22 protein-coding genes, 1 tRNA gene and 1 pseudogene are annotated in these 18,917 nt (G+C 66.1%); 17 read left to right on the forward strand and 7 right to left on the reverse strand.

Features of this window, described 5'->3' with window-relative positions:
• Positions 1 to 8 precede the first annotated feature (8 nt).
• From A5747_RS18920 to rph, 5 genes are all read left to right on the forward strand, one after another.
• Positions 9 to 980 (forward strand): cysteine synthase, encoded by a 972-nt coding sequence (locus A5747_RS18920; RefSeq protein WP_076127059.1) that lies wholly within the window; start codon positions 9 to 11, stop codon positions 978 to 980.
• Complete coding sequence (locus tag A5747_RS18925; RefSeq protein ID WP_076127060.1) at positions 971 to 1,645, forward strand: rhomboid family intramembrane serine protease; 675 nt, start codon at positions 971 to 973, stop codon at positions 1,643 to 1,645. The genes A5747_RS18920 and A5747_RS18925 overlap by 10 nt, the downstream gene beginning before the upstream one ends.
• Positions 1,642 to 2,457: a glutamate racemase gene (gene murI / locus A5747_RS18930; protein WP_076127062.1), complete on the forward strand. Its 816-nt coding sequence runs from the start codon at positions 1,642 to 1,644 to the stop codon at positions 2,455 to 2,457. Before A5747_RS18925 ends, murI begins: the two co-directional genes overlap by 4 nt.
• 90 nt (positions 2,458 to 2,547) lie before the next feature.
• A complete protein-coding gene (locus A5747_RS18935; RefSeq protein ID WP_076127064.1) occupies positions 2,548 to 3,330 on the forward strand; it encodes a cyclic nucleotide-degrading phosphodiesterase in 783 nt (260 codons plus the stop codon).
• A gap of 23 nt (positions 3,331 to 3,353) precedes the next feature.
• Positions 3,354 to 4,133, forward strand: coding sequence for a ribonuclease PH (gene rph, locus A5747_RS18940; protein ID WP_076060335.1), 780 nt, complete (start codon positions 3,354 to 3,356; stop codon positions 4,131 to 4,133).
• Positions 4,134 to 4,226: 93 nt separating this feature from the next.
• On the opposite strand, the gene A5747_RS18945 is transcribed toward rph, so the two are convergent.
• A complete protein-coding gene (locus A5747_RS18945) occupies positions 4,227 to 4,670 on the reverse strand; it encodes a nitroreductase family deazaflavin-dependent oxidoreductase (protein WP_076127066.1) in 444 nt (147 codons plus the stop codon).
• Between the two features lie 158 nt (positions 4,671 to 4,828).
• On the opposite strand from A5747_RS18945, the gene rdgB reads away from it, so the two are divergent.
• Positions 4,829 to 5,440 (forward strand): RdgB/HAM1 family non-canonical purine NTP pyrophosphatase, encoded by a 612-nt coding sequence (rdgB, locus tag A5747_RS18950; RefSeq protein WP_233148084.1) that lies wholly within the window; start codon positions 4,829 to 4,831, stop codon positions 5,438 to 5,440.
• Positions 5,441 to 5,490: 50 nt separating this feature from the next.
• Here the strand turns inward: rdgB and A5747_RS18955 are convergent, their stop codons facing one another.
• From A5747_RS18955 to A5747_RS18965, 3 genes are read right to left on the reverse strand one after another with little or no spacing between them, the layout of a single operon-like run.
• Positions 5,491 to 5,835 (reverse strand): DUF3817 domain-containing protein, encoded by a 345-nt coding sequence (locus A5747_RS18955; RefSeq protein ID WP_076127068.1) that lies wholly within the window; start codon positions 5,833 to 5,835, stop codon positions 5,491 to 5,493.
• On the reverse strand, positions 5,832 to 6,212 hold the full coding sequence (locus A5747_RS18960; RefSeq protein WP_076127070.1) for a hypothetical protein: 381 nt from the start codon (positions 6,210 to 6,212) through the stop codon (positions 5,832 to 5,834). Before A5747_RS18960 ends, A5747_RS18955 begins: the two co-directional genes overlap by 4 nt.
• 16 nt (positions 6,213 to 6,228) lie before the next feature.
• Positions 6,229 to 6,942: a helix-turn-helix domain-containing protein gene (locus tag A5747_RS18965; protein WP_233148085.1), complete on the reverse strand. Its 714-nt coding sequence runs from the start codon at positions 6,940 to 6,942 to the stop codon at positions 6,229 to 6,231.
• A gap of 97 nt (positions 6,943 to 7,039) precedes the next feature.
• On the opposite strand from A5747_RS18965, the gene A5747_RS18970 reads away from it, so the two are divergent.
• The 4 genes and pseudogenes from A5747_RS18970 to A5747_RS18985 all read left to right on the forward strand — a co-directional run bounded on the left by A5747_RS18970 (position 7,040) and on the right by A5747_RS18985 (position 9,597).
• Positions 7,040 to 7,122: transfer RNA gene (locus A5747_RS18970), tRNA-Leu, on the forward strand.
• Between the two features lie 64 nt (positions 7,123 to 7,186).
• Positions 7,187 to 7,522: a hypothetical protein gene (locus A5747_RS18975; RefSeq protein WP_076127072.1), complete on the forward strand. Its 336-nt coding sequence runs from the start codon at positions 7,187 to 7,189 to the stop codon at positions 7,520 to 7,522.
• Between the two features lie 111 nt (positions 7,523 to 7,633).
• Positions 7,634 to 8,377: pseudogene (locus A5747_RS18980) on the forward strand (siderophore-interacting protein); the annotation flags it as partial.
• A 143-nt stretch (positions 8,378 to 8,520) separates the two neighbouring features.
• Entirely contained in the window at positions 8,521 to 9,597 is a 1,077-nt protein-coding gene (locus A5747_RS18985; RefSeq protein ID WP_076127073.1) for a phosphotransferase family protein, read from the forward strand.
• A gap of 18 nt (positions 9,598 to 9,615) precedes the next feature.
• Here the strand turns inward: A5747_RS18985 and A5747_RS18990 are convergent, their stop codons facing one another.
• Entirely contained in the window at positions 9,616 to 10,437 is an 822-nt protein-coding gene (locus A5747_RS18990) for a mycofactocin-coupled SDR family oxidoreductase (protein ID WP_076127075.1), read from the reverse strand.
• Positions 10,434 to 11,615 (reverse strand): acyl-CoA dehydrogenase family protein, encoded by a 1,182-nt coding sequence (locus tag A5747_RS18995; protein ID WP_076127077.1) that lies wholly within the window; start codon positions 11,613 to 11,615, stop codon positions 10,434 to 10,436. Before A5747_RS18995 ends, A5747_RS18990 begins: the two co-directional genes overlap by 4 nt.
• A gap of 106 nt (positions 11,616 to 11,721) precedes the next feature.
• Here A5747_RS18995 and fabG point away from each other — a divergent pair, with 106 nt between their 5' ends.
• From fabG to A5747_RS19025, 6 genes are all read left to right on the forward strand, one after another.
• Entirely contained in the window at positions 11,722 to 12,483 is a 762-nt protein-coding gene (gene fabG, locus A5747_RS19000) for a 3-oxoacyl-ACP reductase FabG (RefSeq protein WP_076127079.1), read from the forward strand.
• Positions 12,484 to 12,505: 22 nt separating this feature from the next.
• The gene (locus A5747_RS19005; protein ID WP_076127081.1) at positions 12,506 to 13,723 is read left to right on the forward strand and encodes an acetyl-CoA C-acetyltransferase; all 1,218 of its coding nucleotides are present in this window, start codon (positions 12,506 to 12,508) and stop codon (positions 13,721 to 13,723) included.
• Positions 13,724 to 13,791: 68 nt separating this feature from the next.
• The gene (locus tag A5747_RS19010) at positions 13,792 to 14,925 is read left to right on the forward strand and encodes a CoA transferase (RefSeq protein WP_233148089.1); all 1,134 of its coding nucleotides are present in this window, start codon (positions 13,792 to 13,794) and stop codon (positions 14,923 to 14,925) included.
• Positions 14,922 to 16,115: an acyl-CoA dehydrogenase family protein gene (locus A5747_RS19015; RefSeq protein ID WP_076127084.1), complete on the forward strand. Its 1,194-nt coding sequence runs from the start codon at positions 14,922 to 14,924 to the stop codon at positions 16,113 to 16,115. The genes A5747_RS19010 and A5747_RS19015 overlap by 4 nt, the downstream gene beginning before the upstream one ends.
• A gap of 4 nt (positions 16,116 to 16,119) precedes the next feature.
• The gene (locus A5747_RS19020) at positions 16,120 to 16,809 is read left to right on the forward strand and encodes a GntR family transcriptional regulator (RefSeq protein ID WP_076127085.1); all 690 of its coding nucleotides are present in this window, start codon (positions 16,120 to 16,122) and stop codon (positions 16,807 to 16,809) included.
• Positions 16,810 to 16,876: 67 nt separating this feature from the next.
• The gene (locus A5747_RS19025) at positions 16,877 to 17,233 is read left to right on the forward strand and encodes a hypothetical protein (protein ID WP_076127087.1); all 357 of its coding nucleotides are present in this window, start codon (positions 16,877 to 16,879) and stop codon (positions 17,231 to 17,233) included.
• A 4-nt stretch (positions 17,234 to 17,237) separates the two neighbouring features.
• Here A5747_RS19025 and A5747_RS19030 read toward each other — a convergent pair whose 3' ends face one another.
• Positions 17,238 to 18,185 (reverse strand): GlxA family transcriptional regulator, encoded by a 948-nt coding sequence (locus A5747_RS19030; RefSeq protein ID WP_076127090.1) that lies wholly within the window; start codon positions 18,183 to 18,185, stop codon positions 17,238 to 17,240.
• 75 nt (positions 18,186 to 18,260) lie between these two features.
• Between A5747_RS19030 and A5747_RS19035 the strand changes: the two genes are divergently transcribed.
• Positions 18,261 to 18,917 carry a DJ-1/PfpI family protein gene (locus A5747_RS19035; RefSeq protein ID WP_076127092.1) on the forward strand — a complete coding sequence of 219 codons (657 nt, stop codon included), beginning with the start codon at positions 18,261 to 18,263 and terminating at the stop codon, positions 18,915 to 18,917.

Raw genomic sequence — 18,917 nt, forward strand, 5'->3', positions numbered from 1 at the left:
CGGGGCGCATGACGCGTTACGACTCGCTGCTGGCCGCCCTGGGCAACACGCCGCTGGTCGGCCTGTCGCGGCTCTCACCGCGCTGGAACGACGGGCCGGACGGGCCGCATGTGCGGCTGTGGGCCAAGCTCGAGGACCGGAATCCGACCGGCTCGATCAAAGACCGCCCGGCGCTGCGGATGATCGAACAGGCCGAAGAGGACGGGCTACTTGCGCCCGGCGCGACGATCCTCGAGCCCACCAGCGGCAACACCGGTATCTCGCTGGCGATGGCGGCCCGGCTCAAGGGCTACCAGCTGATCTGCGTGATGCCGGAGAACACGTCCGTCGAACGGCGTCAGCTGCTCGAGCTCTACGGCGCGCGGATCATCTTCTCGCCGGCCGAGGGCGGGTCGAACACCGCGGTGGCGACCGCCAAGGAGCTGGCCGCGGCCAACCCGTCGTGGGTGATGCTCTATCAGTACGGCAACCCCGCCAACACCGATTCGCATTACCGCGGCACCGGGCCCGAGTTGCTGGCCGATCTACCTGAGATCACTCACTTCGTCGCCGGCCTGGGCACCACCGGCACGCTGATGGGCACCGGGCGGTTCCTGCGCGAGCGCGTGCCCGACGTCAAGATCGTGGCCGCCGAACCCCGCTACGGCGAGGGCGTGTATGCGCTGCGCAACATCGACGAGGGATTTGTGCCCGAACTCTATGACCCCGACGTACTGACCACCCGCTACTCGGTCGGCACGGCCGACGCGATCCGTCGCACCCGCGAGCTGGTGGACTTCGAAGGAATCTTTGCGGGCATCTCGACCGGAGCGGTGCTGCATGCGGCGCTGGGCATCGCGCGAAAGGCGCTCAACGAGGGAGCGCGCGCCGACATCGCCTTCGTGGTGGCCGACGCCGGCTGGAAGTATCTGTCCACCGGCGCCTATGCCGGTAGCCTGGACGATGCCGAAAACGCTCTGGAAGGGCAGCTATGGGCATGACCGGCCCCGCCGGGAACCGAACACCGGCGAGGGGTTCCAAGAAGCGGCCCGACTGGATGGTGGGCGGTGCCACGATCGTCACGTTCGTGGCTTTGCTGTACGTCATCGAGCTGATCGATCAGCTGATGCACCACTCGCTGGACCGCAACGGCATCAGGCCCCTGGAAGCCGACGGGCTGTGGGGCATCATCTGGGCGCCGTTCCTGCACGCGAGCTGGACGCACCTGTTGGCCAACACCGTGCCGGCGTTGGTGCTCGGTTTCCTGATGACGCTCGCCGGCCTGTCCCGGTTCGTGTGGGCCACCGCGATTGTGTGGATCGTCGGCGGCTTCGGCACCTGGCTGATCGGCAACTGGGGCGGCTGTCGTTTCGAGTCCGACCACATCGGGGCCTCCGGCCTGATCTTCGGCTGGCTAACGTTCTTGCTGGTCTTCGGCATATTCGTGCGCAGATTCTGGGACATCGTCACCGGTTTGGTGGTGCTCTTCGCGTACGGCGGCATCTTGGTCAGCGCCGTGCCGGTGCTCGACAAATGCGGCGGTGTGTCGTGGCAGGGTCATCTGTGTGGTGCGCTGGCCGGAATCCTGGCGGCCTACGTCCTGTCGGGTCCGGAGCGTAAGGCCCGCGCCTCGAGGAAAGCCGGTTCGCGGCGCCCCAAGACATGAGTTCGCCATTAGCGCCCGTCGGGGTCTTCGACTCCGGCGTCGGGGGTCTGACCGTCGCGCGGGCCATCATCGACCAGCTGCCCGACGAGGACATGATCTACGTCGGCGACACCGGCAACGGTCCCTACGGCCCGCTCACCATCCCTGAGGTAAGAGCGCACGCGCTGGCCATCGGCGACGATCTCGTCGACCGCGGCGTCAAGGCCCTGGTGATCGCGTGCAACACGGCGTCCGCGGCGTGCCTGCGGGACGCCCGCGAGCGCTACGACGTGCCGGTCGTCGAGGTGATCCTGCCCGCGGTGCGCCGCGCGGTGACCGCCACCCGCAACGGCCGCATCGGCGTCATCGGCACTCAGGCGACCATCGCCTCGCACGCCTACCAGGACGCGTTCGCCGCCGCCCGCGATACCGAGATCACCGCGGTGGCCTGCCCGCGGTTCGTCGACTTCGTCGAGCGCGGCGTCACCAGCGGGCGCCAGGTGCTCGGGCTGGCCGAGGGCTACCTGGAGCCCTTGCAGCGCGCGCAGGTCGACACCCTGGTGCTGGGATGCACGCACTATCCGCTGCTGTCCGGGCTGATCCAGCTGGCGATGGGCGAGAACGTCACGCTGGTTTCGAGTGCCGAGGAAACCGCCAAGGAAGTGCTGCGGGTGCTCACCGAGCGGGACCTGCTGCGGCCGCATGACGCGGCGCCAGCCACCCGGGTGTTCGAGTCGACCGGCGACCCCGAGGCTTTCACCAAACTGGCCGCGCGGTTCCTGGGTCCCGCGGTGACCGGTGTCCAACCCGTACGCCGCTCCCGTATCGACTAGCGCGGCTTAGCTGCGCAAGCGCGCGGGGAGATTCTGATCACACTAATGCGGCAATGTTTTCTCCACGCTGCGATCGGGCATGGCACAGTAGTGTCCGTGCGAATAACCGTGCTCGGCTGCTCGGGCAGCGTGGTCGGTCCGGATTCGCCTGCATCGGGTTATCTGCTTCGGGCTCCGGATACCCCGCCGTTGGTCCTCGACTTCGGCGGGGGTGTCCTCGGCGCGCTACAGCGATATATGGATCCCGGCTCGGTGCATGTGCTCTTATCCCATCTGCACGCCGACCACTGTCTGGACATGCCGGGGTTGTTCGTGTGGCGCCGCTACCACCCGTCGCGCCCGCTCGGCAAGGCTTTGCTGTACGGCCCCAGCGACACATGGTCACGGTTGGGGGCCGCGTCGTCACCCTATGGCGGGGAGATCGACGATTGCTCCGACATCTTCGACGTCCACCACTGGGTCGACGGCGAGCCGGTGACATTCGGCGCGCTCACCGTGACACCGCGGGTGGTGGCTCATCCGACCGAGTCCTACGGCTTGCGGGTGACCGATCCCAGCGGTGCCTCGTTCGTCTACAGCGGTGACACGGGTACGTGCGATCAGCTCATCGAGCTCGCCCGCGACGCCGACGTCTTCCTTTGCGAGGCCTCGTGGACGCACGCGCACGATCGTCCACCCGCCCTGCACCTCTCGGGCACCGAGGCCGGCAGGGCCGCGGCACAAGCCGGTGTTCGCGAGCTGCTGCTGACTCACATCCCGCCGTGGACTTCGCGTGAGGACGTGATCAGCGAGGCCAAGGCCGAGTTCGACGGCCCCGTGCATGCGGTGGTATGCGGTGAGACGTTCGATGTCCGCCGCTCTGAGAGGGTCTGAGTCAACCGGTTAGGGTTGGCGTCGTGTCCAAACGAGAAGACGGTCGCCTCGACGACGAGCTTCGCCCCGTGGTCATCACCCGCGGGTTCACCGAAAACCCGGCGGGCTCGGTCCTGATCGAATTCGGTCACACCAAAGTCATGTGCACCGCCAGCGTCACCGAGGGCGTGCCGCGCTGGCGCAAGGGGTCGGGCCTCGGGTGGCTGACCGCGGAGTACGCGATGCTGCCGTCGGCTACGCACACTCGCTCCGATCGTGAATCGGTGCGCGGCCGCCTGTCCGGGCGTACCCAGGAGATCAGTCGGCTGGTCGGCCGGTCGCTGCGGGCCTGCATCGACCTGGCGGCGTTGGGGGAGAACACGATTGCCGTCGACTGCGACGTGTTGCAGGCCGACGGCGGCACCCGCACCGCGGCCATCACGGGTGCCTACGTGGCGCTGGCCGACGCGGTGACTTATCTTTCGGCGGCCGGGAAGCTCTCCGATCCCCGGCCACTGTCGTGCGCCATCGCGGCGGTCTCCGTTGGCGTGGTCGACGGCAGGATTCGGGTGGATCTGCCCTACGAGGAGGACGCGCGCGCCGAAGTCGATATGAATGTCGTGGCGACCGACACCGGCACTCTGGTCGAGGTTCAAGGGACCGGTGAGGGCGCGACGTTTCCTCGCTCGACGCTGGACAAGCTGCTCGACATGGCGCTCGGCGCTTGCGACACCTTGTTCGCGGCGCAGCGGGAGGCATTGGAGCGGCCGTACCCGGGTGTGTTGCCCGAGGGGCCGCCACCGCCGAAGGCGTTCGGAAGCTGACCCACCTACTGGTCGCCAGCCTGAACTCGGCCTAACTGCCCCGCGGTTTATCACTGCCGACACCGTGGCCAAGACGAGGCCCCTTCCGGTCGGTCAGGACTCGTCCTTCCGCAGCTCGAATATTGGGATCGTGCGTGTGGTTTTTGACTGGTAGTTCGCGAAGGCGAACGCGGGTACGGTCTCGTTGATTTTGGGAATGATCGCCTGGCGTTCGGACGAGTCGAGCTCGTGCGCGACGACGGCGAACGAGTCGGTGGCGACTTCAACGCGCGCCCGCGGGTCGGCGCGCAGGTTGTGCACCCAGCCCGGGTTGACGTCGGCGCCACCATAACCCGCGACGATCAGCATCTTGCCGTCAATACGGAAGACCACCAGCGGCGCGACGCGCGGCTCGCCGGACTTCGCGCCCTTCGTAGTGAGCAGCAGCAGCTCGTTGCCCTCGAATCGCCCGCCAACCTTGCCGGCGTTGGTGCGAAACTCGTTGGTGATGTTGTTATTGAGCGCTTTGAGCGTCTCGGTATCGGGTTTTTGGCTCACTCTTGGCGAAGCGACTTCGTCGCGCTGTCTATTCCTTGCCGAGCGTGCTGTCCGCCGTGCCGGCACTGCTGAGCGATTCAGGTCGCCCGACCCACCGGTTAGCAGTCCGTAAGGTGGCCGGGGTATCGGCAACTGTTCAGACGCATGTTTAGGAAAAGATGATGACCCGCCTGCTGGTCGCCAGCCGCAACCCCAAGAAGCTGGCCGAGCTGCGCCGGGTGCTGGACGGCGCCGGACTGTCGGGATTGACGCTGCTGTCGCTGAACGACGTGGAGCCGTTCGACGAAGCGCCCGAAACCGGTGCGACCTTCGAGGACAATGCGTTGGCCAAGGCGCGGGATGCGTTCGCCGCGACCGGTTTTGCGAGTGTGGCCGACGATTCCGGTTTGGAGGTGGCCGCGATGCGCGGGATGCCGGGCGTGCTGTCGGCACGCTGGTCGGGTAAACACGGCGACGACGCCGCCAACACCGCGCTGCTACTAGCGCAGCTGCGCGACGTGCCCGACGAACGGCGCAGCGCGGCGTTCGTGTCGGCCTGCGCGCTGGTGTCGTCGTCCGGCGAAGTCGTCGTCCGCGGCGAGTGGCCCGGCAGCATCGCCCGCGAGCCGCGCGGCGACGGCGGATTCGGCTACGACCCGGTCTTCCTTCCCGACGGAAGCGACCGCACCGCAGCGCAACTCAGTCCCGCCGAGAAGGATGCGGTTTCGCATCGCGGTCGCGCGCTGGCGTTGTTGGTGCCCGCGCTGCGGGCGCTAGCCGAGCCAACGTGACTGCAGCGTCACGTTCGGCGTCGAGCGTGACAGTAGCTCACGCTCGAGCCTTAAATCCCGAAGCGCGCCTTGACGTCCTTAGTCTGGAAGTGCTCGACGATGATCCCGAGCAGGGGGATGGTGCCGGACAGCAGCACGCCGATGGTCTTGGCGATCGGCCAGCGGACCTTGACCGCCAGATTGAACGCCGCCAGCACGTAGACGAAATACACCCAGCCGTGCACCACTTCGATCCACCGGATCTCATGGTGGAACACAAGATGCGAGACGATTTCGTAGCACAGCGCGATCAGCCAGACACCCGTCGTCCACGCCATGATCCGGTAACCGAAGAGCGCGGTGCGGATCTTCTCGACGGGGAAGGCCGGCGCACCGGGTGTCTCGGGTGTGGTCATGCGGTTGTCCTGTTCTGCTTTTCGGAGTCGTTCTTGGCGAGCTCTGCCAGATAGGCGTTGTACTCCCGCAGCGCGGGGTCGTCGGGTGCTTGCTGTGTGGGCTTGGGGCGCTCGGGCAGCAGCCCGGCGGGTATCTCGGTGATGGCGCCGTCCTTGCGCGGCTCCGGTGGCTCCTCCTCGTAGCGCACGAACTTGCGGTAGGCGTAGACGCAGAACCATGCGAACAGCGGCCACTGCAGCGCATACCCGAGGTTTTGGAAGGTACCTGAGGCGGACTGAAACCTGGTCCACTGCCACCAGCCCAGGGCCAGGCAGCCGCAGGCCGCGACGATCACCAGAATGATCAGCGCGGGCCTGCGACGACGTGTAGTGGACACCCCTTGAAGGTACCGCTCACGACTTGGGCCCGACGAATTCGTCGAGGCGCGCCACGGCCGCTTTGCGGTAGATGGCGATGACGTACTTGCTGGGCCGCGTCCACGGAATTGCGAGGTCGTCGAGCGCACCGGTGAACAACCCTCGAATGTCGTCTGATCGGTTCGAGAAGTGATAGCGGACGCTTCGGACGCCGCGATCGTTGGCTACCACACGGCACCCGTCGCTGTCGATCAGGCCGCGAATGAATTCCTCAGTGGCTTGGTTGACGAGAATTTTCTGCCACGGCTCCAGCTGAATGGGCCTTAGGCGCTTCCTCCCGGGACCGTGCTGAGGAAGTAGGCACGGCCAGTGTTTGGAGTAGAGCGAGACCACTACACATCCCTTCGGTTGCTTTTCCACGGATGCGCGCTGTGCTGGCATCAGCGTGTCGATTGCCTCGCGACAGCGTTCGATGATGCCGGAGTACTTCCTGTCGAGAGTGATGCGCAGACGCCAAGCCCGGGAATGACGTGAGATGCAGCCATCGCCGAGGTACAGGCCGAGGACATAGCAATACGCGGCCGCCGGGAGTTCCGAGAAGTCATGAGAGACGCCGCAGCCGGAGCCGCTCGGCAGCCGTCGCCGGGCTTGTGGTCGGCATCTCCAATCGCGCACCGTCGGTCGCGGCACGCCAAGTTGACGCGCGATCGCGCAGTCATTTACACCAGCCGCGATGAGGCGCCCAGCCATCTCGAACTCCTCAGCCGGCCGCATCGAAAGCCCTTCGTCGGTTACGGCCAAGCTAGGCCGCACCACTGACAAGCAAGCGATAAGATCGCGGGGTTCCGCGGGCGTGGCGAAACGGTATACGCGCCGGCTTTAGGTGCCGGTGCTCGAAAGAGCATGAGGGTTCGACTCCCTCCGCCCGCACACTTTCTGGTTTTGTCGCGCCTTCCGCGGGTAACCGCGATGAATCGCACCAAAGGAAGACGCCATGGCGACCGGACGAGAGCCCTCCGAAGAAGCCGTCTCCGCGCAAGACGTGGCGGCCGCGGAACGCAGAGTCGCGGAGGCTCGCGGACGCGCCGCCCACGCGGGGCTCTCCGCCGCCCGGAGCATCGAGGAATCGGCGCGCCAGCACGAACGGCTCGCCAGCGTGCAAGACATGTCGGTCGACCGAGGCGTCTCGCACACAGACCTGCACCGCAGGTCCGCGGACCGGCATCGCGAAGCCGCCGCCGAGGACCGCAAGATGGCCGAGACGAAGCGCAAAGAGTCCGAAGCAGACCTGGCAATCGACCCAAACCCGCGCGCGCCGCGCAGTCGCTAGCCCCCTCTCACCAAACCCTTGAGTTGACCTTTGGTTAGGCAACCCTTAGTTTGTGAGGGCAACTACTAGCCGAATCGGCGGCGCACGCGCCGTCACAGGAGAGGGCCGCTGATGGGGCGCGGATTGCAGGGTGTGATCTTGCGGGGTTTGGGTGCCCGCGACCACGCCGCAACGGTAATCGAAACCGTCCGCATCGCACCGCATTTCGTGCGGGTGCGGATGGAGTCGCCGACGCTGTTCGAGGACGCAAAGGCTGAACCCGCGGCGTGGTTGCGGTTCTGGTTTCCCGACCCGGACGGGTCAAACACCGAGTTCCAGCGCGCCTACACGATCTCCGAGGCCGACGTCGCGACGGGCCGATTCGCGGTCGACGTCGTGCTGCACGAACCGGCCGGCCCGGCGTCGTTGTGGGCGAGATCCGTCAAACCCGGCACGACGATCGCAGTCATGTGCCTGATGGGCTCGTCGCGTTTCGGTGTTCCCGACGAGGCGCCCACCGGCTACCTACTGATCGGGGATTCGGCATCGATCCCGGGGATGAATGGGATCGTCGAAACCGTCCCAGACGATGTCCCGATCGAGATGTACCTCGAGCGGCACGACGACAACGACGGGCTGATCCCGCTGGCGAAGCACCCTCGGCTGCAAGTGCATTGGGTCGCGCGCCGCGACGAGAGGTCGTTGGCCGAGGCGATCGAGGGCCGCGACTGGTCGGGCTGGTATGTGTGGGCGACGCCCGAGGCCGCCACCCTCAAACACGTCCGGAGGCGGCTGCGTGACGAATTCGGACTTCGCAAGTCCGCGATACACGCCCAGGCCTACTGGAACGCCGGGCGAGCGATGGGCACCCGCCGTGGAGACAAGACGGACGCCGGCGTCGCCGGAGGCCCCCCAACCGCGGATCCGCGCTGACTGGAGCGGCTCCCGACCGCTGCCCTTGCCGTATGCCTTACAGTTGAGCCGTCCATCGACGGTCTCGGTACGGAGGCGTGCTGCCCATGAGTGCTGTGGTGTCCATTCCGCGGTATCCCGGCGACGTCACGCCCGAGTGGCTGTCGGCCGTGCTTCGCGAACGCCACCCGACTGTCGAAGTGTCGCACGTCGACGTTGTTGCGATCGGCACCGGCCAGACCGGCGCGACCTACCGGGTGACGGCCCGCTACGCGACGGATCCGGGTGATCTGCCGCAGACCTATGTGATCAAGCTGCCGGCCCAGGACGACACCGTGCGCGACCGGGTCGTCATCGGTTATCGCAGCGAGTGCGCGTTCTACTCGTCCGTGGCCGATCGGGTGCAGGTGCCGACGCCGCGGTGCTTCTACTGCGAGATCACGGATGATGCAATGGATTTCGCCTTGCTGCTGGCCGATCAAGCGCCGGCGGTTCAGGGTGACCAGCTCGCCGGCTGCGGTGAACAAGAAGCGCGACTCGCGGCAAACGCGCTGGCCGGCCTGCACGCACCCAGCTGGTGCGACCCGGCCTGGCTGGATTTTCCGGGCATCGCATTTGGGCGCCCGGACGAGGCCGGCGCCGGCGGCATGGGCGAGGTGGCGCGGATGAGCGCCGACATCACTATCGAGAAGCTGGGCGATCGAATGAGTGCGGAAGACCGCGAAACATTCCGCACCGCAATGGGTTTGGTGGAACCGTGGCTGCTGGCCGAGTACGACCGGTTTGCCCTGTTGCACGGGGACTATCGCCTGGACAACATGCTGTTCGATCCGGACCGTACGCGCGTCAGCGTGGTCGACTGGCAGACGCTCGGCGTGGGCCTGCCGGCCAGGGATCTCGCCTACTTCACCGCGACAAGCCTGAATTCGCGACTGCGCGCCAGCATCGAGGGAGAGCTCGTCGCCGACTACCACCGGGCGTTAACGGGTTGCGGGGTCGCCGACTACGACCGCGAAACATGTTGGCGGGACTACCGGCTCGGCGTGCTGCAGGCGCCGCTGATCTCGGCCCTGGGGTTCGCGTTCGCGGCCGCCACCGAGCGCGGCGACGACATGGTGCTGGCGATGCTCAGTCGCGGCTGCCAAGCAATCCGCGACCTCGGGACGCTGGAATTGCTGCGCTGATCTGAGCGCGGCCGGCAATCAGTACTGCGTGGAGCCCTGGTCTACCCGAATCTGCGCCGCGGTGACTTTCCGCGACTCGTCGCTGGCCAGCCAGCACACGGCGTCGGCGATCTCTTCCGGCTCGGCGACCCAGTCAGGCAGAAACGGGGTGAGGACGTGGTTCAGCTGCGGATTGGTTTCCATGGCCTTGCCTATCGCCTCCACCATTTCGATGGATCCCATCGGGGTGTTCACCGGACCCGGATGAACGCTGTTGACCCGGATCGAATGCTTGCCCAATTCGGCGGCGAAGGCGCGGGCCAGCCCGGTGACGGCGTGCTTGCTGGCGGTGTAGTGCACCATGAACGGCTGCATTTTGGCCCCGGCCGCCGAACTGATCAGGATGATCGAGCCACCGCGACCACCCTCGATGATCTTGTCCGCGCCGGCCATCACGGTGTTCCAGGTGCCCAGCACGTTGACGTCCATCACGTCGCGAAAGGATTCGGGCGTGATGTCGTTCCAGGCCTGCGGGGCCGCGATCCCGGCGTTGGCCACGATGATGTCCAGGCGCCCCAGTGCGGCGACCCCGTCGTCGACCGCCTTGCGGAGCCCGTCAAAATCGCGAGTGTCAACGACCGACGTCACAATCCGGCGGCCCGTTTCTTCAACCAGCCGAACCGTTTCGGCGAGGTCCTCCTCGGTCGCCGGCGGGTAGGGAACGCAGGACGGGAGCTTGCCAGCGATGTCGACGGCGATGATGTCGGCACCCTCCTGAGCCATCCGAACGGCGTGCGCCCGCCCTTGCCCGCGCGCGGCCCCGGTGATGAACGCAACCTTGCCTTCGAGTCTGCTTCTCATCGCTGCGCCGCCTTGACAAGGTTCGACCCGATGATCAGCCGCTGAATCTCGCTGGTGCCCTCATAGAGCCGCAGCAGTCGCACGTCGCGGTAGATCCTTTCGACGGGCACGCCATGCATGTAGCCGCTGCCACCGTGAATCTGCACCGCGAGATCCGCTACCTTGCCGGCCATTTCGGTGCAGAACAACTTCGCCGCCGACGGCGCGACCCGGCGGTCGCCGTTGGTGATCCACATCCGGGCCGCGTCGCGGACCAGCGCCCGACCGGCCAGCACCCCGGTCTGCTGGTCGGCGATCATCGCCTGCACCAACTGGAAGTCTCCGATCGACGTCCCGCCCTGCGTCGCGGTGGCGGCATAGGAAACCGATTCGTCGAGAGCGCGTTGCGCGGCTCCCACCGCGATCGCGGCGATGTGCACGCGGCCGCGCGCCAAAGAGGTCATCGCCGCCCGATAGCCGATGTCTTCGCTGCCGCCGATCAGCGCGTCGGCGCCCAGTCGGACGTCGTCGAAGCTGACATCGGCGGTCCACGCGCCTTCTTGGCCCATCTTGGCGTCCTTGGCGCCGACTTCGACGCCCGCGGCATCCGCGGGAACCAGGAAGACGGCGATCCCCGGGCCTTGGTCGTCGGCCGGGCGGGTGCGCGCGAACACGACGAACAGATTGGCCACGGGCGCGTTGGTGATGAAGCGCTTCTGTCCGGTGATCACCCAACCACCGCCGTCACAAACGGCCTTGGTTCGCAGGCCGGCGGGGTTCGATCCGGCGCCGGGCTCGGTCAGCGCGAAGGAGGCGACGACGTCGCCCGACGCCATTGGCTCGAGCCAGCGCTTCTTCTGCTCGTCGGTGCCGAAGCCGACGAGAACCTGCCCGGCGATGCCGTTGTTGGTGCCGAACATCGACCGCACCGCCAGCGAGGTGTAGCCCAATTCCATTGCCAGCTCGACGTCTTGGACAAGGTTGAGGCCAAGGCCGCCCCACCGCTGAGGAATGGCGTACCCGAACAAACCCATCGTCTTGGCCTGCTCGCGCAGATCGTCGGGCACCCGATCGTCGGTCAGGATCTCCTGCTCGCGCGGGATCACCGCGGTGCGGACGAAGTGACGGGTCGCCTCAAGGATCGCCTGGAAGTCCTCGTCAGAGACTTCGGGCTCTTCGTGGACTCCCGCGACGGTCATGCGCAGACGCTCCTTTCCTCGAATTAGGTACCCCAGCTCCCAGCACAGGATCCTATATGAAATATGATATTCGGAACTCAGGGGTCCCCCTGGGAGCAAGAACGCGATTAAGGATGAGTGGTCTTCAGTGTCGTTGCTCAGCGGTCAGGCCGCGGTGGTCACGGGTGGTGCACAGGGTCTCGGTTTCGCTATCGCGGAGCGATTCGTCGCCGAAGGCGCGCGCGTCGTGCTCGGAGACGTGAATCTCGAGGCGACCGAAACCGCCGCCAAGCAGCTGGGCGGTGACGACGTTGCCCTGGCGGTCCGGTGCGATGTCACTCGAGCGGCCGATGTCGAGGGCCTCATCCAGACCGCGGTCGAGCGCTTCGGCGGCCTCGACATCATGGTCAACAACGCCGGGATCACCCGCGACGCGACGATGCGCAAGATGACCGAAGAACAATTCGATCAGGTCATCGACGTGCACCTCAAAGGGACCTGGAACGGCATCCGCCTGGCGGCGGCGATCATGCGGGAAAACAAGCGCGGCGCGATCATCAACATGTCGTCGGTGTCCGGCAAGGTCGGCATGATCGGCCAGACCAACTACTCCGCGGCCAAGGCCGGGATCGTCGGGATGACCAAGGCCGCCGCGAAGGAACTCGCCTATCTGGGAGTCCGGGTGAACGTCATCGCGCCCGGCTTGATTCGCTCGGCCATGACAGAGGCTATGCCGCAACGCATTTGGGACCAGAAGGAGGCCGAGGTGCCAATGGGCCGGGCGGGGGAGCCCAGCGAGGTCGCCAGCGTCGCCTTGTTCCTGGCCTCCGATCTCTCCTCGTACATGACCGGCACCGTCATGGAAGTCACCGGCGGTCGGCACATCTGAACTCTGCCGCGAAAGGATAGCCATGCGTGAAGCGGTTATTTGTGAGCCGGTACGGACGCCGATCGGCCGTTACGGCGGAATGTTCAAGTCGCAGACCGCGGTCGATCTCGGTGTCGCCGCGCTCAAAGGACTACTCGAGCGAACCGGTCTTGCGCCGGAGGCCGTACACGACGTCATCCTCGGACATTGTTATCCGAGCAGCGAGGCGCCCGCGATCGGGCGAGTGGTGGCATTGGATTCCGGTCTGCCCGTGACGGTTCCCGGCATGCAGGTCGACCGTCGCTGTGGGTCCGGCCTGCAGGCGGTGATCCAAGCGTGTCTGCAGGTGGCCAACGGTGACCACGATCTCGTCGTTGCCGGCGGATGCGAAAGCATGAGCAATGTCGCGTTCTATTCCACCGACATGCGGTGGGGTGGGGCGCGCGGGGGTATTCGTGTGCACGACGGGCTGGCTCGGGGACGCACCACGGCCGGTGGCAGGTACCACCCCGTTCCGGGCGGAATGCTGGAAACCGCCGAGAACCTGCGTCGCCAGTACGGCATTTCGCGCCAGGAGCAAGACGAGCTCGCGGTGCGCTCACACCAGCGTGCCGTGGCGGCGCAAAAGGACGGCGTCTTCGCGGAGGAGATCATCCCTGTCGCGGTCCGCAGTCGGCACGGTGAGGAACTCATCGACACCGATGAGCATCCACGCGCCGACACATCGGTCGAGTCGCTGAGCAAGCTCAAACCCGTTCTGCTGGCCGAAGATCCGGATGCGACGGTCACCGCCGGCAATTCCAGCGGACAGAACGACGCGGCATCGATGTGCGTGGTGACCACGCGCGAGAAGGCCGCAGAATATGGGCTGAGGCCATTGGTCCGCATGGTGTCGTGGGGGCTGGCGGGCGTGGCGCCGAACGTCATGGGCATCGGCCCGGTGCCCGCGACCGACGTTGCGCTCGGCAAGGCGGGCCTGCAACTGTCCGACATCGACGTCATCGAACTCAACGAAGCCTTTGCCGCACAAGCGCTTGCGGTGATGCGCGAATGGAATTTCGGCTCGGCCGACCACGACCGAACCAATCTGCACGGGTCGGGCATCTCACTGGGTCACCCGGTCGGCGCCACCGGCGGCAGGATGCTGGCATCGCTGGCGCGTGAACTGCATCGCCAGGAGGCGCGCTACGGGTTAGAGACCATGTGCATCGGCGGCGGCCAGGGGCTTGCCGCGGTCTTCGAACGGGTCGCTTCGACGTGAGCGAGTTGCCGCTGAGCGGCCTGACCGTGGTCGAGGTGTCCAGCTTCGTCGCCGCACCGCTGTGCGGCATGACGCTGGGCCAGCTTGGCGCGCAGGTGATCCGCATCGATCCGATCGGCGGCGCCTCCGACGTCCAGCGATGGCCGCTGGCGGCGGATGGCACGTCGATCTACTGGACCGGATTGAACAAGGGAAAACGTTCGGCCACCATCGATCTGCGCTCGGCCGAAGGCCAAGAGCTGGTCCAGCGGCTGATCGTCGAGGGCGACGGCATCGTCGTCACCAATGCCGCGGGCTTGTCCTGGCTGAGCCATGATCAGCTGTCCGCCAAGCGTTCCGACGTGATCCACGTGCAGCTCGTCGGGCGTGGCGACGGCTCCACCGGAGTGGACTACACCGTGAACGCCGGTCTCGGATTCCCGCTGGTGACCGGACCCGCCAATCATGCCGGTCCGATCAATCATGTGCTGCCCGCCTGGGATGTGTGCTGCGGCCTGTACGCCGCACTGGCCGTCGTCACCGCCGTCCGGCGCCGCGAGCAGTCCGGGACGGGTGCGCGCGTCAGCCTGGCGCTCGAGGACGTCGCGCTGGCCACCGCGGGAAATCTGGGACTGCTGACCGAGCCGCAGGTCAACGGGACCCAACGCCCGCGATTGGGCAATGCCATCTACGGCCAATACGGCCAGGACTTCACCAGCCGTGACGATGTGGCATTCATGGTTGTCACGTTGACCGGCAGGCACTTTCGCGATCTGGTCGATGCGACGGGCACCGGCGCCGCGGTGTCGGCGCTCGCCGGGGCGCTCGGTGTGGACTTCGCCGCCGAAGGGGACCGCTATCGGTACCGTGACGCGCTCTCCGGCCTGTTCGCCACCTGGTTCGCCGAGCACACGGCCGAGGAGATCACCGCGGCATTGTCGAACACCACCGTCCTGTTCGAGCGATACCGCACGTTCGCGGAGGCCGCGGAACACCCCAAAGTGACCGCAAATCCGCTTTTTTCGCGGCTGCATCAACCCGGTGTCGGGGACTATTTCGCCCCCGGCTTGCCGGTGTCGTTCGACGGCACCCATCCCGCCAGCGCGCCCGCGCCCACCCTGGGGCAAGACACCCCCGACCTGCTCGCGCAGCGCCTGGGACTGACCCCGGCCGAAATCGAGCGCTTGACAAGCACCAACACGATAGGGAACGACAGCCCATGACCAGACTCGCGCAAACGCTCGGCCTGACGGAATTTCAGACCGAAATCATCGCTACCGTACGGCAATTCGTCGACAAGGAAGTCATTCCCAACGCGCCGGAACTCGAGCGCGCCGACACCTACCCACAGGAAATCGTCGACCAGATGCGCGAGATGGGTCTGTTCGGACTGATGATTCCGCAGGAGTACGGCGGCCTGGGGGAGTCGCTGCTCACATACGCGCTCTGCGTCGAGGAGCTGGCACGCGGTTGGATGAGCGTGTCCGGGGTGCTCAACACCCACTTCATCGTGGCGTACATGCTGCGTCAGCACGCCACCGACGAGCAGAAGCAACGGTTCCTGCCGCGCATGGCGATCGGCGAATCCCGCGGCGCGTTCTCGATGTCGGAGCCCGAGCTGGGCTCCGACGTGGCCGCGATCCGCACCCGGGCCAAGCGGAATTCCGACGGCACCTACAGCATCGACGGCCAGAAGATGTGGCTGACCAACGGCGCGACGTCGACACTCGTGGCCGTGCTGGTGCGCACCGACGAAGGTTCGGACAAGCCACACCGTAACCTGACCGCGTTTCTTGTCGAGAAACCCGTCGGTTTTGGTGAAGTCGTGCCGGGCCTGACGATTCCCGGCAAGATCGACAAACTCGGCTACAAGGGCATCGAAACCACCGAGCTCATCTTCGACGGCTACCGGGCGAGCGCCGACGACATTCTCGGTGGCACACCGGGGCAGGGATTTTTCCAGATGATGGACGGCATCGAGGTCGGCCGGGTCAACGTGTCGGCACGAGCCTGCGGCATCGGAATCCGCGCCTTCGAACTCGCCGTACGTTACGCGCAGCAACGCCATACCTTCGGCAAGCCGATCGCCGAGCACCAGGCCATCGCGTTCCAGCTGGCCGAGATGGCGACCAAAGTCGAAGCCGCACACCTGATGATGGTCAACGCGGCGCGGCTGAAGGACTCGGGAGAACGCAACGACGTCGCCGCCGGCATGGCCAAATACCTTGCCAGCGAATACTGTTCGGAGGTCACGCAGCAGAGCTTCCGGATTCACGGCGGCTACGGCTATTCCAAGGAATACGAGATCGAGCGGCTGATGCGCGATGCGCCGTTCCTGCTCATCGGCGAAGGAACCAGCGAGATCCAGAAGTCCATCATCAGCAAGCGATTGCTCGCCGAGTATCAGGTGTGAGGCGATGAGCATTCCGGATTTCGCCGCGCGGCCTCAGCTTTCCGAGGACGTCGCGCGATTCGTCCGTACCCGGATATTCGACGGCACCTACGCCGCGGGATCCTACGTTCGGCTAGACCAGCTTGCCGCGGAACTGGGGATCAGTGTCACCCCGGTGCGTGAGGCGCTGTTCGCCCTGCGCGCCGAGGGCCTCATCGCCCAGCAGCCGCGCCGGGGATTCGTGGTGTTGCCCGTGACCGGGCGCGATGTCGCCGACGTCGCCAACGTGCAGGCTCACGTCGGCGGCGAGCTGGCCGCACGCGCCGCTCTCAACATCACCGACGACCAGTTGCGTGAACTCAAGGAGATCCAAGCGCAGCTCGAAGACGCCTATGCCGGCGACGACCATGAGCGAACCGTTCGTCTCAACCACGAATTCCATCGGGCCATCAACGTTGCCGCGGATTCACCCAAGCTCGCCCAGCTGATGTTGCAGATCACCCGCTACGCCCCGGAATCGGTGTTTCCCAACATCAAAGGGTGGCCGGAACAGTCGATGAAGGACCATCGCCGGATCCTGTCGGCGCTGAAAAAGCGCGACGACAAACTCGCGCGGGCCGCGATGTCAGAACACCTTGCCGCCGGCGCCGTTCCGCTGATCGACCACCTCACCGCCCATGGGGTTGTCGTGGAGGTAAACGGTTCACGGGACTAGCTGTTGTTGTGCGAGCACGGCGGGGCTTACCCTGCCATTGGGGTGGGCAACGGTATGGAGATGAGAAATGCCCCCACTGCTTCGCACGTCGTCCGTGTTCGCGGCATGCATGGTCGCGTTCGCGCCCCCGGCGATCGCCGACCCGCTCGATCCGATCCCAGGCAACGGTGTCTTTGTCGTAGGACCCGACATTGCACCTGGCCTGTACCACACGGGCGGGTCGGGGTCAGCCTTTGGCGTCTGGATCAACAATGTGCCGACGCAGGACTCGATGTGCTCGTGGTTCACCTACAGCACGCCCGATGCGAACAAGGACCATGTACTGCAGACGAACACCTCTATCGGTCCGATGTTCGCCAATATCAACAGCTCGGTTAAGGCCTTCGAGTCGCAGAACTGTCAACCCTGGACGCGCGTCCCCTGACTCGTCACCGGCCGGCCTTGTCTCGGAATGTATTGCGATAACTCTGCGGTGCCACCCCGACTAGTCGGCGAAACTGTTCACGGAAATTCGTCGCCGATGCGAAACCAACTCGGCGTGAGACGTTTTCGATGCTGTCGGACGTTCTCTCCAGCAGCTCCTGCGCATGCTTGATCCGAATACCGTTGACCCACTGCATGGGTGTCTGCCCCGTCTCTTGCTTGAAACGCCGATTGATGGTCCTCTCGCTGGTGGACGCCTGCCGCGCGATACCGCGGAGGGTCAGCGGCAGGTGCGCGTTGTTCTCGATCCATGCCAGCAGGCCGTCGAGTTCGGTGTTGGACATGCGGCGGTTGCGGATGATGAATTGCGCTTGCCCGCCGGTGCGATGGAGCGGGGTGACGGCCAAGCGAGCGGCGTCGGCGGCCGCCGCAGAACCGTAGTCGCTTGCAACCATATGCAGGCAGAGGTCTAGGCCCGCTGATGCTCCGGCCGAAGTGAGAATCTGCCCCTCGTCGACGTAGAGGGCATCGGCGTCGAGCCGGACGCTGGGATAAGCGGCAGAGAACAATTCGGCTGCCAGCCAGTGAGTGGTCGCGCGCCTGCCGTCCAAGATGCCCGCGGCCGCCATGGTAAAGGCCCCGCTGCAAATGGAGGCGATTCGAGCTCCGCGGCTGTGGGCCGACTTGAGCGCGATGGCGACGTCGTCGCGAACCGGCGCCGTGACATCGTTGCGGCCAGGCACGACGATGGTGTCGGCGTTGCGGAGTTCTTCCAAGCCGAAGTCGGTGGAGATGCGGATCGGTCCGGCCGCTAAGAGGGGCTCGCAACCGCACACTCGGACCCGGTAGCCGGGCGCGCCGTCCTCGAGCCGGACACGGCCGAATACCTCGATCGCGATGGCGAGGTCGAACGCGATGACGTCCGGCTCCGCCAGGACGGCCACGCGGTGCATGGCTTGGCAATATACCGGTGCATTGTGTCATTCCAGCCACTGGTTCACTGCCGCCGGACCCGTGACGATGGCGGAGTGCATGTGCAAATCGTGCTGTACGACGGGTTCGACCCGCTCGACGTCGTCGGGCCGTTAGAAGTGCTGGCCGCGGGCAGCGACAGCGTCGGGGGCGAGCTGACCGTGACGCTGGTGTCGGCGGAAGGGGCGCGCAGCGTGACCGGGGGAACCCGTGGACTCGCGTTGGCTGCCACCGCCACGCTTGATCCGGACAGCCGCGGGTGTGTCATCGTGCCCGGCGCCAGCGGGCCCGTGGCCGGGGACCCGGATGACGGCGTCGAGACCATTCCGGTGCTTTTGGCCAGGGCAAGCCAGACCGAGCTAACGCCGTTGTTGCGGAAGGCTTTCGCCAACCCGGAGGTGACGATGGCGGCGGTGTGCGGGGGATCGGTGGTGATGGCGATGGCGGGCCTGATCGAAGGACGCCACGCCACGACGCATCATTTGGGATTGGAGTTACTCGAGGCTTGCGGCGTGCACCCGGTGGCGGCTCGGGTCGTCGACGACGGGGATCTGGTCACCGCGGGCGGGGTGACATCGGGGCTGGATTTGGGTCTCTACCTGCTGGACCGGTGGTACGGCCCACGAATTGCGCACGCCGTCGAGGAACTCTTCGAGTACGAGCGCCGGGGCACCGTGTGGCGCCCAAGCGGGCGAGAACCAGTGGAGGCATGA

This window comes from Mycobacterium sp. IS-836 (genome assembly GCF_001954275.1).
Taxonomy (GTDB): domain Bacteria; phylum Actinomycetota; class Actinomycetes; order Mycobacteriales; family Mycobacteriaceae; genus Mycobacterium.

Bases quoted from the DNA above. Each gene is read 5' to 3' on its own strand.
- A5747_RS18920 (WP_076127059.1), top strand. From the start codon at position 9: ATGACGCGTTACGACTCGCTGCTGGCCGCCCTGGGCAACACGCCGCTG.
- A5747_RS18925 (WP_076127060.1), top strand. From the start codon at position 971: ATGGGCATGACCGGCCCCGCCGGGAACCGAACACCGGCGAGGGGTTCC.
- murI (WP_076127062.1), top strand. From the start codon at position 1,642: ATGAGTTCGCCATTAGCGCCCGTCGGGGTCTTCGACTCCGGCGTCGGG.
- rdgB (WP_233148084.1), top strand. From the start codon at position 4,829: ATGATGACCCGCCTGCTGGTCGCCAGCCGCAACCCCAAGAAGCTGGCC.
- A5747_RS18955 (WP_076127068.1), bottom strand. From the start codon at position 5,835: ATGACCACACCCGAGACACCCGGTGCGCCGGCCTTCCCCGTCGAGAAG.
- A5747_RS18965 (WP_233148085.1), bottom strand. From the start codon at position 6,942: ATGGCTGGGCGCCTCATCGCGGCTGGTGTAAATGACTGCGCGATCGCG.
- A5747_RS18975 (WP_076127072.1), top strand. From the start codon at position 7,187: ATGGCGACCGGACGAGAGCCCTCCGAAGAAGCCGTCTCCGCGCAAGAC.
- A5747_RS18985 (WP_076127073.1), top strand. From the start codon at position 8,521: ATGAGTGCTGTGGTGTCCATTCCGCGGTATCCCGGCGACGTCACGCCC.
- A5747_RS18990 (WP_076127075.1), bottom strand. From the start codon at position 10,437: ATGAGAAGCAGACTCGAAGGCAAGGTTGCGTTCATCACCGGGGCCGCG.
- A5747_RS18995 (WP_076127077.1), bottom strand. From the start codon at position 11,615: ATGACCGTCGCGGGAGTCCACGAAGAGCCCGAAGTCTCTGACGAGGAC.
- A5747_RS19005 (WP_076127081.1), top strand. From the start codon at position 12,506: ATGCGTGAAGCGGTTATTTGTGAGCCGGTACGGACGCCGATCGGCCGT.
- A5747_RS19010 (WP_233148089.1), top strand. From the start codon at position 13,792: ATGACGCTGGGCCAGCTTGGCGCGCAGGTGATCCGCATCGATCCGATC.
- A5747_RS19015 (WP_076127084.1), top strand. From the start codon at position 14,922: ATGACCAGACTCGCGCAAACGCTCGGCCTGACGGAATTTCAGACCGAA.
- A5747_RS19020 (WP_076127085.1), top strand. From the start codon at position 16,120: ATGAGCATTCCGGATTTCGCCGCGCGGCCTCAGCTTTCCGAGGACGTC.
- A5747_RS19025 (WP_076127087.1), top strand. From the start codon at position 16,877: ATGCCCCCACTGCTTCGCACGTCGTCCGTGTTCGCGGCATGCATGGTC.
- A5747_RS19030 (WP_076127090.1), bottom strand. From the start codon at position 18,185: ATGCACCGCGTGGCCGTCCTGGCGGAGCCGGACGTCATCGCGTTCGAC.